At 75.7% G+C, this 14,425-nt stretch carries 11 protein-coding genes, 1 pseudogene and 1 riboswitch; of the genes and pseudogenes, 9 read left to right on the plus strand and 3 right to left on the minus strand.

The features are described from left to right. From ABZY91_RS31880 to ABZY91_RS31890, 3 genes and pseudogenes are all read left to right on the plus strand, one after another. A pseudogene (locus ABZY91_RS31880) lies at window positions 1-864 on the plus strand (hypothetical protein); the annotation flags it as partial. A gap of 39 nt (window positions 865-903) precedes the next feature. After that, window positions 904-2,052 (plus strand): N-acetylmuramoyl-L-alanine amidase, encoded by a 1,149-nt coding sequence (locus tag ABZY91_RS31885; RefSeq protein WP_355406439.1) that lies wholly within the window; start codon window positions 904-906, stop codon window positions 2,050-2,052. Window positions 2,053-2,363: 311 nt separating this feature from the next. Further along, on the plus strand, window positions 2,364-3,317 hold the full coding sequence (locus ABZY91_RS31890) for a hypothetical protein (protein ID WP_329951622.1): 954 nt from the start codon (window positions 2,364-2,366) through the stop codon (window positions 3,315-3,317). Between the two features lie 186 nt (window positions 3,318-3,503). On the opposite strand, the gene ABZY91_RS31895 is transcribed toward ABZY91_RS31890, so the two are convergent. The 3 genes from ABZY91_RS31895 to ABZY91_RS31905 all read right to left on the minus strand — a co-directional run bounded on the left by ABZY91_RS31895 (window position 3,504) and on the right by ABZY91_RS31905 (window position 6,957). After that, window positions 3,504-4,631 carry a prenyltransferase gene (locus tag ABZY91_RS31895; protein WP_355406441.1) on the minus strand — a complete coding sequence of 376 codons (1,128 nt, stop codon included), beginning with the start codon at window positions 4,629-4,631 and terminating at the stop codon, window positions 3,504-3,506. Then, on the minus strand, window positions 4,628-5,431 hold the full coding sequence (locus ABZY91_RS31900) for a class I SAM-dependent methyltransferase (protein ID WP_355406443.1): 804 nt from the start codon (window positions 5,429-5,431) through the stop codon (window positions 4,628-4,630). The genes ABZY91_RS31895 and ABZY91_RS31900 overlap by 4 nt, the downstream gene beginning before the upstream one ends. Window positions 5,432-5,646: 215 nt before the next feature. Beyond that, the gene (locus ABZY91_RS31905) at window positions 5,647-6,957 is read right to left on the minus strand and encodes a glycosyltransferase family 4 protein (protein ID WP_355406445.1); all 1,311 of its coding nucleotides are present in this window, start codon (window positions 6,955-6,957) and stop codon (window positions 5,647-5,649) included. A gap of 320 nt (window positions 6,958-7,277) precedes the next feature. Between ABZY91_RS31905 and ABZY91_RS31910 the strand changes: the two genes are divergently transcribed. The 6 genes from ABZY91_RS31910 to ABZY91_RS31935 all read left to right on the plus strand — a co-directional run bounded on the left by ABZY91_RS31910 (window position 7,278) and on the right by ABZY91_RS31935 (window position 14,389). Next, a complete protein-coding gene (locus ABZY91_RS31910) occupies window positions 7,278-7,964 on the plus strand; it encodes a TetR family transcriptional regulator (protein WP_355406447.1) in 687 nt (228 codons plus the stop codon). Window positions 7,965-8,209: 245 nt separating this feature from the next. Then, window positions 8,210-8,276: riboswitch (cobalamin riboswitch) on the plus strand. A 114-nt stretch (window positions 8,277-8,390) separates the two neighbouring features. Continuing rightward, entirely contained in the window at window positions 8,391-9,668 is a 1,278-nt protein-coding gene (locus tag ABZY91_RS31915) for a prenyltransferase/squalene oxidase repeat-containing protein (protein WP_355406449.1), read from the plus strand. After that, window positions 9,665-10,525, plus strand: coding sequence for an SCO2322 family protein (locus ABZY91_RS31920; protein ID WP_355406451.1), 861 nt, complete (start codon window positions 9,665-9,667; stop codon window positions 10,523-10,525). The genes ABZY91_RS31915 and ABZY91_RS31920 overlap by 4 nt, the downstream gene beginning before the upstream one ends. 146 nt (window positions 10,526-10,671) lie before the next feature. After that, window positions 10,672-11,934, plus strand: a complete 1,263-nt coding sequence (locus ABZY91_RS31925) for a CbiQ family ECF transporter T component (RefSeq protein ID WP_355406453.1) — start codon at window positions 10,672-10,674, stop codon at window positions 11,932-11,934. Further along, on the plus strand, window positions 11,931-13,541 hold the full coding sequence (locus ABZY91_RS31930) for an ATP-binding cassette domain-containing protein (RefSeq protein ID WP_355406455.1): 1,611 nt from the start codon (window positions 11,931-11,933) through the stop codon (window positions 13,539-13,541). The genes ABZY91_RS31925 and ABZY91_RS31930 overlap by 4 nt, the downstream gene beginning before the upstream one ends. Continuing rightward, window positions 13,538-14,389 carry an ECF transporter S component gene (locus tag ABZY91_RS31935; RefSeq protein WP_355406457.1) on the plus strand — a complete coding sequence of 284 codons (852 nt, stop codon included), beginning with the start codon at window positions 13,538-13,540 and terminating at the stop codon, window positions 14,387-14,389. Before ABZY91_RS31930 ends, ABZY91_RS31935 begins: the two co-directional genes overlap by 4 nt. Window positions 14,390-14,425: the final 36 nt, after the last annotated feature.

Genomic DNA, 14,425 nt, shown 5'->3' on the forward strand with positions numbered 1-14,425 from the left:
GTCCAGGCCCTGCCCCCCGACCGTGCACTCCTCCAGCTCTCCGGAGCCGTCCGATACTTCGGCCTCCCCCCGGCCGACCTCGCCGACCTCCTCCACCCGACCGGCTACGAGGACGTCGACGACGAGGACGACCGCGGCGGCAAGCGCGCGCCGCTGCTGATCGCCTTCGCCCTGCTCTTCGTCCTGGCGCTGGGCGGCGGCATCCTCTGGGCCATCAGGGACGACGGTTCCACGACCGACCGGGCCGCCCCGTCCCCGACCTCCGCCACCGCCGACAGCGCCGCCCCGTCCGGGGCCCCCCAGCCGGCCCCGGCGCCCACCGGCGGCACCGGCGCACCGACCCCGACCGACACCCCCTCGGCGAGCGCGAGCGCGACCCCCAGCCCGACCGCCGGGGGCGGCCCGAACGCCCAGCCGCAGGCCAAGGCGCTGGACGAGCTGCTGACCCAGGGCGAGGGCGCGAAGGCGCCGATCGGCAGTGCGGTCGCGAAGGTGAGCAGCTGCCCGTCCAAGCCCGACATCGACGCCGCCGCCCAGGTGTTCGACAACGGCGCCAAGCAGCGCGACCAACTCCTCACCAAGCTGGCCGCGTTGAGCTTCACCGACCTGCCCGGCGGCGCGGAGGCGGTGCAGTCGCTGACGTCCGCGTGGCAGCTGTCCGCGGACGTCGACCGGGCGTACGCGAGCTGGGCCCGGGCGGTCGCCACCCAGGGCTGCTCGGGCACGGCCCCGAACACCGCCGACAAGAAGCGCGCGGACGAGCTCAACCCGCGGGCCACCCAGGCGAAGAAGGACTTCGTGGCGAAGTGGAAGACGATCGCCGACCAGTTCGGCCTGACCGTCCGGACCCAGGACCGGATCTGAACCACCCCGTACGGCACAGGAACAGGACCAGAACCACCCGTGACCCGCACCACCCCCGGCCCGTCCGGCCCCACCGACCCGGCTCCGCCCACCGACCCGTCCGACGCGGCCGGACCGGCTCGACCGGCTGAACCGGCTCAACCGGCCGCGCAGACCGGGCAGACCGGGCCCCGCAGGCGCTCCGCCCTGCTGCGCACCGTCACCGTGATCGGTGTCCTGGGCCCCCTCGGTCTGGCCGGCTGGCTGGGCTGGCAGGCGGTCGGCTCCCCCGACCGCGGCACGCACGCCTCGGCCCCGACCGCCCCGGTGACCGCCGCCCCGGCACCGGCCGGCGCCGTACCACCCGCTCCCGAGGCGTCCGGCGCCACTCCGTTCGCCCCGGCGACGGGCGCCCCCGCGACGACCCCGGCCACCACCGACGCCCCGGCGACGGCCCCGGCCACCACCGGCACGCCCCCGACCGCCCCGGGCGCCCCCACCGCCCCCGCGGCGGGCGCCGCCCCCGCCTCCTCCACCGCCCTCGCCGGCCGCACCGTCCTGCTCGACCCCGGCCACAACTCCGGCAACTTCTCGCACACCGCCGAGATCAACCGGCAGGTCGACATCGGCAACGCCCGCAAGGAGTGCGACACCACCGGCACCTCCACCAACGCCGGCTACACCGAGGCCGAGTACTCCCTCGACGTGGTCCGCCGGGCGCGTGCGATCCTCGCCGCACGGGGTGCGACGGTGGTGCTGGTCCACGACGGCGACCGCCCGTGGGGACCGTGCATCGACGAGCGCGCCAGGGCCGGCACCACCGCCCACGCCGACGCGGCCGTCTCGGTGCACGGCGACGGCGGCCCGGCGAGCGGCAGCGGGTTCCACGTGATCATGCCCGCCAAGGTGGTCGCCGGCCGGGCGGACACCTCGGCGATCGTCGCCCCCTCGCACCGGCTCGGCCTCCTGCTGCGCGACGGCTTCCGCGCCGCCACCGGCGAGCCCTACGCCGACTACACGGCGAGTCAGGGGCTGGACACCCGTTCGGATCTCGGAGGGCTCAATCTGTCGACCGTACCCAAGGTGTTCATCGAGTGCGGTAACATGCGCAACCCGACGGACGCCCGTCGAATGACGGACCCTCAGTGGCGCCAGCAGGCCGCCCAGGGGATCGCCGACGCGTTGACGACGTTTCTGACCACCCGGTAGGCGACGCCGCGAACAGCGCGGCGGCGACCCGGCAGGCAGCTCCCCGAGAACGCGCCGTGGAGCACACTGTGAGGTACGCCGCACAACAGGCGTCCTGAGGAGTCGACAGCCGGTGGGCGGGCCGGTGGACGGCAGGGGTCGGAACCGCGCAGTTTGCAACGACTTCGCCCCATTCCCGAGCCCGCCGTGCACCCGCCGGGCGGTTGGCCCTAGGCTTCTGGTCCGTTCGGGGTTTTCCGGCCGGTCAGCCGACCGCGTCGGGCACCGACACGAAACCCGCCGACCACGACACACCAACGAGGGGAACGTTAGTGAATCTGCGCGCTCTCACCAAGGGAGACGCCGCCGTCGCAGGTGCGGCCGTCCTGCTCTTCATCGCATCCTTCCTGCCCTACTGGACCGTCGAGTGCAAGGGCAAGTACTGCGGCGACACCTCGACGAACGCCTGGGACAGCGTCCTGTTCCCCGTCCTGCCCTCGGTCTTCCTGCTCGGCCTCGTGGCCGCCGCCCTGATCCTGGTGCAGCGCTTCCAGGGCCAGGCCGCCGCCAACCGCCAGATCCTCGGCCTGCGGCTGGACCAGTGGGGCATCGCCTTCTCGGTGGCGGCGCTCTGGGCTGCGCTCTGGTCCCTCGGTGGCGGCCTGGAGGGCATCGGCCACGGCTTCGGTGCCTGGCTCGCCGTCATCGCGCTGATCGTGCTGGCCGGCGCGGCCGCCGGGGGTCAGCTGATCCCGGTGCTCAAGACCCCGCTGGTCAGCGACAAGCCGGCCGTGCAGCCCTACCCGGGCGGCGGCTACCCGGCCCCGCAGGCGGGCCAGCCCGGCCAGCCGGTCGGCCACTACGGCTACCCGGGCCCCGGCCAGGACCCGAACCAGGCGCAGGCCCCGGCGTTCGGCGGCCAGCCCGGCGGCTACGGCTACCCGGCCGCGCAGGCGGGCCAGCCCGGCCAGCCGCTTCCGGGCCAGTCCCAGGCCGGTCAGCCGCAGGACCTCGCCGCCCAGCACGCGGCGCAGACCGAGCAGGCCCGGCCGGCGCAGGCCGCCGCCCAGCAGGCGCCCGCGTCCGACTTCGCGCCGTTCTGGTTCGCCGTCCCGGCGCCGCGCCAGCTGGCCCCGAAGGACAACCCGGTCGGCGCTCCGGTCGGCGACCTCGTCCCGGGCACCTGGTACCTGGCGGTCGAGCAGCGCGGCACCGCGCTGGTCGCCCAGCTCCAGGACGGGACCCAGGGCCTGCTGGTCGACACCGCCGGCATCCAGCGCGGCTGACCCGGCCGCACGCCCCGCGTGCGACACGGGAACACCACGCACGACACCGAAAGGGGCGGGACCGGCGCGATCCGGTCCCGCCCCTTCGGCATGTCGTCGGTCCGAGCACCGGCCGGGCCCCGGCCCGACCCAGGCCCCCCTGCCCAGGCCCCCCGACCCCGGCCCCGGCCCCGAGGGGCTCAGGGCTCAGCAGCAGTCCTGGACCACCAACCCGGTCGGCAGGTCGTCGCCACCGAACACCGCCACCGTCGCCGGGTCCCCGCCCAGCGCCGCGACCGTCAGCAGCAGCGCGCCCGCCGTCCAGGTGGTGCGCTCCTCCGGCCAGATCGCGTCGTCCTCGAAGACGTACCCGGTCCAGTACGAGCCGTCGGTGTGCCGCAGGTGCTTCTGGATCCAGCGCAGGATGTCCACCGCGCGGTCGGACTCGCCGATCGCCCAGAGGGCCATGGCCAGTTCGGCACTCTCGCCGCCGGTCACCCAGGGGCGGTCGCTGACGCAGCGCACGCCGAGGCCAGGCACGACGAACCGGTCCCAGTCCCGCTCGATCCGCTCCAGCGCGGCCGGGCCGCGCAGCGCGGTGCCGAGGACGGGGTAGTACCAGTCCATCGAGTAGCGGTCCTTGTCGAGGAACCGCTCGGGGTGGTGGGAGATGGCGTGCCGGAGCCGGCCGGCCGCGAGCTCCCAGTCGGGCTGCGGCTCCTCCAGGTAGTCGGCGACGGCCAGCCCGCAGCGGAGCGCGTGCAGGATGCTGGACGAACCGGTGAGCAGCGCCTCGCCTGCGGCCTCACCGTGCTCGTCGAGCCGCCAGGAGATCGGGCCGCCGGGAAGCCGCCGGGCGACGATGAAGTCGAGGGCCCGCCGGACGGTGGGCCAGATCCAGTCCAGGAAGGCGTCGTCACCGGTGGAGAGGTGGTGGTGCCAGACGCCGACGGCCACGTAGGCGCAGAAGTTGGTCTCCTTGGCGGCGTTGCACACCTCCCCGTCCGCGAAGCCGCCGGTGGCGGTCTCCGCACCCCCGGCGCCGCCCGTACCCCCGGCGCCCTGGCCGTACGCGTAGGCGGCGTACCAGGAGCCGTCCGGGTTCTGGCGGGCGGCCAGCCAGCGGTAGGCGGCCTCGGCGGCGGCGTGCTCGCCCGCGGTGTCCAGGGCCATCGCGGCCTCGGTGTGGTCCCACGGGTCGAGGTGGTGACCGGTGAACCACGGTATGGCGCCGTCGGGTTGCTGCTCGGCGAGGATGCTGCGGACGGTGCCGGCGGCCTGCTCGGCGTCGAGCACGCCGTCGAGCAGCAGGACCTCGGGGACGGCGGCGGTCACTCCGAGCCGCCCGCCGCGCCCGCGCCCGCGCCCGTGTCCGTGTTCGCGCCCGCAGCGGCGGAGGCGGTCACGCCGGACCGGCGGGGCTTGGAGGCGTAGGCGACGAAGCTCTTGCCGATGACCGGGTTGAGCGCCCGCTCGGCGGCCTTGGTGAGGGTGCTGATCACCGGGGTGCCGACGATGTCCCAGACCAGCAGCTGGTGGTAGGCCTTGACCGGCAGCGCCTTGTCGTTGCCCACGCCGACCGCGCACTTGATCCACCAGTACGGCGAGTGCAGCGCGTGCGCGTGGTGGGTCCCGTACGGCTCCAGGCCGGCGTCCTTGAGCCTGCCGAGCAGTTCGTCGCCCCGGTAGATCCGGATGTGGCCGCCCTCGACCTCGTGGTACTCGTCGGACAGCGCCCAGCAGATCTTCTCGGGGAGCCAGCGCGGCACCGTGACGGCAAGCAGACCGCCGGGCTTGAGCACCCGGAACATCTCGTTGAGCACGCCCTTGTCGTCCGGGATGTGCTCCATCACCTCGGAGATGATGATCTTGTCGAAGTACTCGTCCTCGAAGGGCAGGGCCAGCGCGTTGCCCTCCATCGCGACCGCGGACGCGCCCTCGGGGGCCTCGCCGGCCTGCTCCATGGCGGCGAACCACTTCCTGACCTCGGCGATCTCCTCGGCGTTCTGGTCGAGGGCGATCACGTTGGCACCGCGCCGGTAGCACTCGAACGCATGCCGCCCCCCGCCGCAGCCCAGGTCGAGCACCCGGTCGCCGGGGGCGAGCGGGAAGCGCGAGAAATCAACGGTCAGCACTGCGGGCTCCCATTCCTTGGTAGGAAACGTTTCTGACGCCGAGTCAGAGATATCGCGTTGCACGAACCGGGCGGCCGTCGGGCGAACCCGCCGGCCGATCGGCCCACCCCCGAACCGGCCCACCCCCGAACCGGCCCACCCCCGAACCGGCTCACCGACGGAGACCGACCCGCCGCCGGACCGACGGCCCGGCGGACCCGCCCGACGGCCGCCCGTCAGGCGACGTAGCGCCAGCCCGGACCGGACCGGGCGTTCCGGCCGGCCCCGGTGGCGATGGCCGCCCGGTAACCCTCGACGGTCAGCTCGGCGGCGCGCTCCCAGGTGAACCGTGCGAGCACCCGCTCGCGTCCGGCCGCACCGAGCGAGGCGCGCAGCGCCGGATCGTCCAGCAGCCGCCCGAGCGCCGCCGCCAGCGCGCCCGCGTCGCCCGGCGGCACCGCGAGGCAGGTCTCGCCGTCCGGGCCGGCCACCTCGGGGATCGCCCCGCCCGTGGTCGCGACCAGCGGCGTGCCGGTGGCCATCGCCTCGGCGGCGGGCAGCGAGAAGCCCTCGTACAGCGACGGCACGCAGGCCACCTCGGCCGAGCGGTAGAGGTCGACCAGCTCCCGGTCGGTCAGGCCGTGCCGGAACTCGATGTGCCGCTCCAGCCCGAACCGGCGCACCGCCTCGGCGATCGGCCCGTCCCCCTTCTGCGGCTTGCCGACCACGACCAGGTGCGCGTCCCGCTCGGTGCGGACCTTGCCCAGCGCCTCGACCAGGTGCACCAGGCCCTTCAGCGGCACGTCGGCGCTGGAGGTGGTGACGATCCGCCCGGGCACCCGGTCCACCGTCGCCGACGGGGACCAGAGGCGGGTGTCGGCGCCGATCGGCACCACCGAGACGGCGCCCGGCGCGGCACCCAGGTGCTCGGCGATCTCACGCTTCGAGGTGCCGGAGACGGTGATGATGTGGTCCAGCCTGGCGGCGACCCGGCGCTGCATCCGGGTGAAGGCGTACCAGCGGCGCAGCGACAGCCGCCTGATCCTGCTGGTCGCCGCCTCCAGCTCGACCCGTCGGTCGACGGTGATCGGGTGGTGGATCGTGGTGACCAGCGGGAAGCCGTGCCGGGCCAGCCCGAGCAGGCCGTAGCCGAGCGTCTGGTTGTCGTGCACGACGTCGTAGCGGCCGCGGTGCCGGGCCAGGTACTGGCGGGCGCGCAGCGAGAAGGTCAGCGGCTCGGGGAACCCGCCGGTGCGCATGGTGGCGTACTCCAGGAGGTCCACCGGCCCCCGGTACTCGTCCAGCGCCGGGGTGCGGAACGGGTCGTCCGTCCGGTACAGGTCCAGGCTGGGCAGCTCGACCAGGCGGACCGAACCGGGCCCCTCGACCTCGTCCAGCACGGGGTACGGCTGGGCGCCGATCACGTCGACGTGGTGGCCGAGGCGGGCCAGTTCGCGGGACAGGTGCCGCACGTACACGCCCTGGCCGCCGCAGAACGGGTCGCCCCGGTACGAGAGCAGGGCAATCCGCAGCGGTTGCGCGGTCATCGTCGGCCCTCGTCTCTGCTGCTGTCGGTGCTGCCGGTCGCTAAAGTAGATCAGGTTTCAGTGTGGTGTGGAGTTCGCCGGAAACCAGGTGAACAATGAGAGACCTCGAAGATACCGGCCCGTAGCTTCCACTCAGAAGCCAGGGCTGGTGATTCACGCCACGCCCGAGCACCATGCCCGAGCAGCCCGCCCGAACAGTCGCCCGAGCGGCCGTGGAAGCGGACGCCCGGGCACTGCCCGGACACCGCCCGGAGCCGCCGGGCACCGCCGGAGCAGCCCGTCACTCTCGCGCCCCGGGAGCCCCCTTGCCGTCGTCCGCCATGCCTCCGCCCACGTCCACCGCCCCCGCCGCCCCCGCCCTGCCGACCGTCACGCCACCCGGTGCGCCGCCTGCCGCACCGGTCTCCGACGTGCCCGCGACCGCCGTCGGCCCGACACCGCCGCTCACCGCCCGGCAGGCCGAACGGCGCCGCCGGATCCTGCGCACCGCGACCGCGCTGGCGGCCCGCGGCGGGTACGAGGCGGTCCAGATGCGGGAGGTCGCGGAGGGCGCCCAGGTGGCGCTCGGCACGCTGTACCGGTACTTCCCGTCCAAGGTGCACCTGCTGGTGGCGGTCATGCTGGAGCAGTTGCGCGGCCTCCAGGAGCAGGTCCGACGGCACCCGCCGGCCGAGCGCGAACCCGCCCCGCGAGTCGCCGAGGCGCTCACCCGGGCGTTCCACGCCCTCCAGCGCGAACCGCTGCTCGCCGAGGCCATGGTCCGCGCGCTCTCCTTCGCCGACCGCTCCGTGAGCGCCGAGGTCGACCAGGTCTCGGTCGCCACCGGCCGGCTGATCCTGGATGCCATCGGCCAGTCCGAACCACCGACCGAGGCCCAGCGCGCGGCCGTCCGGGTGATCGAGCACACCTGGCACGCCGCGCTCGTCGCCTGGCTCTCCGGCCGCGCCTCGATCGCCGAGGTCCGCGCCGACCTGCACACGGCGGCCCGGCTGCTCACCCTGCCCTGAGGGCTCGGCGCCCCGTCCCGGGGCGGCCCCCGCTCCACCCGCCCCCTCCGCCCTCGCCCCCGCCGCACACCCTCCCTTCACGCTCCCCCTCCGCCGCCTCCTCGTTCTCCGCCCGCTCTCCCCCACGCCCCCTCCACCCCCTCCAGGACTGGAACGTGTTCTCGCCCCGCCCGATCCACCCCGCCCGGCGCGGCGGCTAAAGTCGGCATGCAGGACAATTCCATCCCGTTTCTCCTCCGGGGAAAGCCGGTGCGAATCCGGCACTGACCCCGCAACCGTGAGCCCGGCACCACGCCTGCCGGGCGAGTCGGAGCGCCCGGGGAGAGGCGAGCGGCCCAGCCGGGCGGACCACCGCCGGGCACCGTCGAGGGCTACGGAACGGCCTGTCCAGGCCGACACCGCTCACCGAAAGGCACACCTCCCACCATGCTCACCGCCGCCCGCCTGGGCGCTGCCGCCCTGACCGCCGCGCTGCTCACCGGCACCGCCGCCGCCCCGGCGCTCGCCGACACCCCCACCCCCGGCGCCGGTGCCACCGCGCTCCCCGAGGGCCTGTACGGCAAGGGCGACCCGACCTACGACGCGGTGTGGCGGCAGTCGCTCTCGCTCACCGCGCTCGCCGCCGCGAAGGTGACCCCGGCCGACTCCGCCGTCTCCTGGCTCACCGGCCGGCAGTGCGCCGACGGCGGCTGGCTCTCCTACCGGGCCGACGTCTCGGCCGCCTGCGACCCCACGCAGGCGGACAGCAACGCGACCGCCGCGGCGATCCAGGCGCTGGTCGCCCTCGGCGGGCACCAGGACGCCGTCGACAAGGGCGTCCAGTGGCTCAAGGCCAACCAGAACGCGGACGGCACCTGGGCCTACAACCCCGGCAACCCCGGGGACGCCAACTCCACCGGCCTCGCCGTGAACGCCCTGTTCGCCGCCAAGGCCGACCCGGCCGGGGTCGCCAAGGCCGGCAAGAACGCCTTCGACGGACTGGCGACCTTCCAGCTCGGCTGCGCCGCCCCCGCCGACCAGCGCGGCGCCTTCGTCTACCAGGCCGCCCCGGACGCCGCGGGCGAGGCGAACGCCCTGGCCACCGGCCAGACCTCGCTCGCCGCGGCCGGCGGGAAGCTCCCGGTCACCAACACCAACCGGACCGACGCCGCCCCCAAGCCCCTCACCTGCACCGACGGCGCCACGGCCGCGCCCGTGCCGCGCGCCGACTCGGGCGAGGCGGTGGCCGCCTACCTGACCGCGCAGCTCGCGTCCGACGGGCAGCACCTGATGCTGAAGCTGGCCGGCGCGACGCCGACCCCCGACTACACCGCCACCGCCTGGGCGGTGCTCGGCCTGGTCCAGGGCGGGCACCCGCAGCAGGCCGCCGGTGCGGTGGACTGGCTGGCGAAGGAGGGCGGCACCTGGACCAAGGGCGGCACCGACGCCGCCGCCACCGCCACGCTGCTGCTGGTCGCGCAGGCGGCGCAGCGCGACCCGGCGACGTTCGGCGGGAGCGACCTGGTCGCCCAGCTGACCGCCCTCGGCCCGGCTCCCAAGGCCGTCGCCGCGAACGGGTCGCCCACCGCGTCCGCGTCGGAGACCGCGAAGAAGGACGACGGCGGCGGCCTCAGCACGTACTGGGTGCTCGGCATCGGCCTGCTCATCGGCATCGGCGGCGGCCTGCTGCTGAGCCTCCAGCGCAAGCGCGGCGCCAGGCCGTGACCGACCCCGCCCCGTTGGCCGGCCACCCCCGGGTGGCCGGCTCCTCCCCGTCGCCGGGTGCGCCCGGCTCGGGTGCGCCCGGCGACGGGGGCGGCCCCGCTGCCGGGCTCTCGGCCGCCGAGCGACGACGGCAGTGCTGGCGGCGGGTGGCGCCCGCGGCCGTCCGGTTCCTCGCCGGGCTGGTCACCGGGGTGCTGATCCTGCTGGTGCTCGGAGCGGCTCCCGCTCAGGCGGCCGGGTACCGGTACTGGTCGTTCTGGAAGTGGTCCGGCAGCGGTTGGGCCTACCAGCAGCAGGGGCCCGCCGTGCACGTCCCACCGGACGGCGCCGTCGAGGGCTGGCGGTTCGCCGTCAGCCCGGACGGCGGCCAGGAGGCCGCGCGACCCGGCACCCCGGGGGACTTCGCGGCCGTCTGCGGGGCGACCCCGGAACAGAGCGGGCGCAAGCGGGTCGCCGTAGTGCTGGACTTCGGCGACCCCGCCGACGCACCCGCCCGCGAGACCCCGCCCGAACCGCGCACCGCCTGCGCCGTCGTCAGCGCCCGGGCCACCTCGGCGGAGGTGCTGGCCACCGTCGCACCGCCGCTGCGGTACGACGGCAACGGGCTGCTCTGCGCCATCGCCGGCTACCCGCGGACCGGCTGCGGCGAGCAGCTCGGCAACGCCGACCGGCCGGCCGCCGCCGGCACCACGCCGGTCGGCGGGTCCGGGAACGCAGCCGGAAGCGGCTCCGGGACCGACTCGCACGACGACGCCTCGTCCGGCATCGGCGGCCCCGACCTCGGCGTGATCGCCGGCGTCGCCCTCATCGCCCTCCTCGTGGCGGGCGCCGTCCACCAGACGCGCCGCCGCCGATGAGGACGACGGCCGTCCGCGCACCGGGTCACCGCCGCCCCGCCCCGTAGACCGACCGACGTCCGTCGACCGGACCGGACCGACCCGCCCGGAAGGTCCCACCCCGCCCCGCCCCGGCTCCCCCGACCCCCGCTCCCCAGGACCCCACCGTGCCCCCACCCCGTGCCGCCCGCCGCCGACCGGCGCCAGGCCCCCGCCAACTGCACCCCGGGGCCTGGTGGCTGTGGGCACTCGGCCTGGGCGCCGCCGCCACCCGGACCACCAACCCCCTCCTCCTGCTCCTCCTCGCCGCCGTCGCCGGCTACGTGGTCGCCGCCCGCCGCACCGACGCGCCGTGGTCGCGCTCCTACGGCACGTTCCTCCGCCTCGGCCTCCTCGTGCTCGGCATCCGCCTCGTCTTCGCCGTCCTCCTCGGTTCGCCGGTCCCCGGCACCCACGTCCTGTTCACCCTCCCCGAAGTGCCCCTTCCCGCCTGGGCGCAGGGGGTGCGGATCGGCGGCCGGGTCACCGCCGAGGGGCTCCTCGCCGCGCTGTACGACGGGCTCCGGCTGGCCACCCTGCTGGTGTGCGTCGGCGCCGCCAACGCCCTGGCCAGCCCGGCCCGTCTGCTGCGCACCCTCCCCGGTGCGCTCTACGAGGCGGGCGTGGCCGTCGTGGTGGCGATGACCTTCGCGCCGAACCTGGTCGCCGACATCCAACGACTGCGCGCCGCCCGCCGTCTGCGCGGGCGCAGCGACCGCGGGGTCGCCGCCGTCCTGAGCGTCGGACTGCCCGTCCTCGAAGGGGCGTTGGAGCGTTCGGTGGCGCTGGCCGCCGCGATGGACACCCGCGGGTTCGGCCGCACCGCCGACGTTCCGCGCCGGCTGGCCCGGGCCACCGCCGCACTCACCCTGGCCGGGCTGCTCGGCATCTGCCTCGCCGCGTACGGCCTGCTGACGGCGGGCGGCGCCGGCTGGGCGGTGCCCGTGCTCCTCCTCGGCCTGGCCGCCGCCTTCACCGGACTCCTGCTGGGCAGCCGGCGCTCCGTCCGGACCCGCTACCGCCCGGACCCGTGGGCGCTGCCCGAGTGGCTGACCGCCGGATCGGGCACGGCCGTGGCCGCGTTGACGACGTGGCTCGCCGCCGGCTACCCGGCCGCCTTCGCACCCACCGTGGTGCCGCCGACCGTCCCCGTCCTGCCGCTGACCGCCGTCCTGGCCGTCCTGGTCGGTCTGGTGCCGGCGTTCGTCACCCCGGTGCCGCGCCCCACCACGGCGACCGGCCCGGCCGGCGCGGACACCGGCCCGCCGCCGGATCCCGGACCGGACACCGGGGCCCGCACCGGCACCGGCACCGGCACCCGCACCGGCACCGGCACCGGCACCGGCACCGACCCGAACGACGCACCGACCCCGCCCCGGAGGGCCTCGTGATCACCTTCGAGCAGGTCACCGTCCAGTACTCCGACACCGACGCGCCCGCGCTCAGCGGCGTCGACCTGACCGTTCCCGAGGGCGAACTCTGCCTTCTGGTGGGCCCGTCGGGTTCCGGCAAGTCCACCCTGCTGGGTGCGGTCAGCGGCCTCGTCCCGCACTTCACCGGCGGCGTGCTGCACGGCCGGGTCACCGTCGGCGGGCGCGACACCCGCGAGCACCGCCCCCGCGAACTCGCCGACCTGGTCGGCACCGTGGGCCAGGACCCGCTGGCGCACTTCGTCACCGACACCGTCGAGGACGAACTCGCCTACGGCATGGAGTCGCTGGGCCTCCCTCCGGACGTGATGCGGCGGCGCGTCGAGGAGACCCTCGACCTGCTCGGCCTCGCCGGCCTGCGCGACCGGGCGCTCACCTCGCTCTCCGGCGGCCAGCAACAACGCGTCGCCATCGGCTCGGTGCTCACCGTCCACCCGCGCGTCCTGGTCCTCGACGAGCCCACCTCCGCCCTGGACCCGAGCGCCGCCGAGGAGGTACTGGCCGTGCTCCAGCGGCTGGTCCACGACCTGGGCACCACCGTGCTGATGGCCGAGCACCGGCTGGAGCGCGTGGTCCAGTACGCCGACCAGGTCCTGTTGCTGACCCCCGGCGCGCCGCCCGTTCTCGGCGAACCCGCCGAGGTGATGGCGCACTCGCCGGTCCACCCGCCGGTGGTCGGACTCGGCCGGCTGGCCGGCTGGCACCCGCTCCCGCTGTCCGTCCGCGACGCCCGCCGCCGGGCCGCCGGCCTCCGCACCCGCCTGGACGGCCACCACCCCACCGGATCCCCCGCCCCCCTCGGCACGGTCCTGGCCGAGGCCGGCCGCCTGGCCGTCCGTCGCGGCTCCGTCCCGGCGCTGCGCGGCGTCGACCTCACCCTCCACGCGGGCGAGATCACCGCCCTGATGGGGCGCAACGGGGCGGGCAAGTCCACCCTGCTCGGCGCCCTGGTCGGCCTGCACGCGCCGGCCTCCGGCACCGTGACGGTCGGTGGCCGCACCCCGCACCGCACCCGGCCCGCCGACCTGATCCGCCACGTCGGCCTCGTCCCGCAGGACCCGCGCGACCTGCTGTACGGGGAGAGCGTCGCCGCCGAGTGCGCCGCCGCCGACGGCGACGCGGGCGCCGAACCCGGCACCTGCCGCGCCCTCGTCGAACGCCTGCTGCCCGGCCTCGCCGACGCCGCCCACCCCCGCGACCTCTCCGAGGGCCAGCGCCTCACCCTGGCCCTGGCCGTGGTGCTCACCGCCCGCCCGCCGCTCATCCTCCTGGACGAACCCACCCGGGGCCTGGACTACGCGGCCAAGGCCCGGCTCGTCGAGATCCTGCGCGACCTGGCCGCCGACGGCCACGCCGTCCTCCTCGCCACCCACGACGTCGAGCTGGCCGCCGAACTCGCCCACCGCACGGCCATCCTGGCCGAGGGCGAGATCGTCGCGGACGGCCCGACGCCCGAAGTCGTACTCGGTTCACCGGCGTTCGCCCCGCAGGTCGCCAAGGTGCTCGCTCCGGGCCCTTGGCTCACCGTCCCCCAGGTCGCCCGCGCCCTCGCCGAGGTCGCGGAATGAGCAAGAACGGCCTGAACCGTCCCGTCCCGCTCGGTCGTCGCTCGATCACGGCCCTCCTCCTCACCTCGCTGGTCGGGGTGGCCGCGTTCGGGTGGCCGCTGCTCGCCTCCGCCGAATCGGCCCTGGTCGGCCACTCCACCGACGCCCCTTGGCTGTTCGCCCTGCTCCTCCCGCTGCTCCTCGCCGTCGTCGTCGCCCAGATCTCCGAGGGACGCACGGCGGGCGGCGGCGCCCCCGGCCTGGACGCGAAGGCGGTCGCCCTGCTGGGCGTGCTGGCCGCCGCCGGCGCCGCCCTGCGACCGCTCGGGGCGGGCACGGCCGGGCTGGAGCCGATGTTCTTCCTGATGGTGCTCGCCGGACGGGTCCTCGGTCCGGGCTTCGGCTTCGTGCTCGGCGCGCTCTCGATGTTCGCCTCCGCCCTGCTGACCGGCGGGGTGGGGCCCTGGTTGCCGTTCCAGATGCTCGCCATGGGCTGGGTGAGCCTCGGCGCGGGGCTCCTCCCGGGCCCGGACCGCGTGCGCGGCCGGCGCGAGCTCGTCATGCTCGCCGTCTACGGGGCGGGGGCGTCCCTCCTCTACGGCATGATCATGAACCTCCAGGGCTGGCCCTACATCGCCGGGCTCGCGAGCTCGATCTCCTTCGTCCCGGGCGACCCGCTCTCCGACAACCTGGTCCGGTTCGCCGTCTACTGCCTCACCACCTCGCTCGGGTGGGACCTCCCCCGCGCCGTTCTCACCGTCACCCTCTGCCTCACCCTCGGCACCCCCGTCCTGCGCGCCCTGCGCCGGGCCACCCGCCGCGCAGCCTTCGCCGCCCCGGTCGCCTTCCACCCGCCGCGGGAGGACTGACGGCGGCGCCCCAGGGCATCGGGGTTCTCCCGGGGT

The organism is Kitasatospora sp. NPDC002965 (genome assembly GCF_040611255.1).
In the GTDB taxonomy this organism is placed as follows: domain Bacteria; phylum Actinomycetota; class Actinomycetes; order Streptomycetales; family Streptomycetaceae; genus Kitasatospora.

What these genes read in the sequence shown, in the direction of transcription:
- ABZY91_RS31935 (WP_355406457.1), top strand. Translation starts at nt 13,538, where the DNA reads ATGAGCAAGAACGGCCTGAACCGTCCCGTCCCGCTCGGTCGTCGCTCG.
- ABZY91_RS31915 (WP_355406449.1), top strand. Translation starts at nt 8,391, where the DNA reads ATGCTCACCGCCGCCCGCCTGGGCGCTGCCGCCCTGACCGCCGCGCTG.
- ABZY91_RS31905 (WP_355406445.1), bottom strand. Translation starts at nt 6,957, where the DNA reads ATGACCGCGCAACCGCTGCGGATTGCCCTGCTCTCGTACCGGGGCGAC.
- ABZY91_RS31910 (WP_355406447.1), top strand. Translation starts at nt 7,278, where the DNA reads ATGCCTCCGCCCACGTCCACCGCCCCCGCCGCCCCCGCCCTGCCGACC.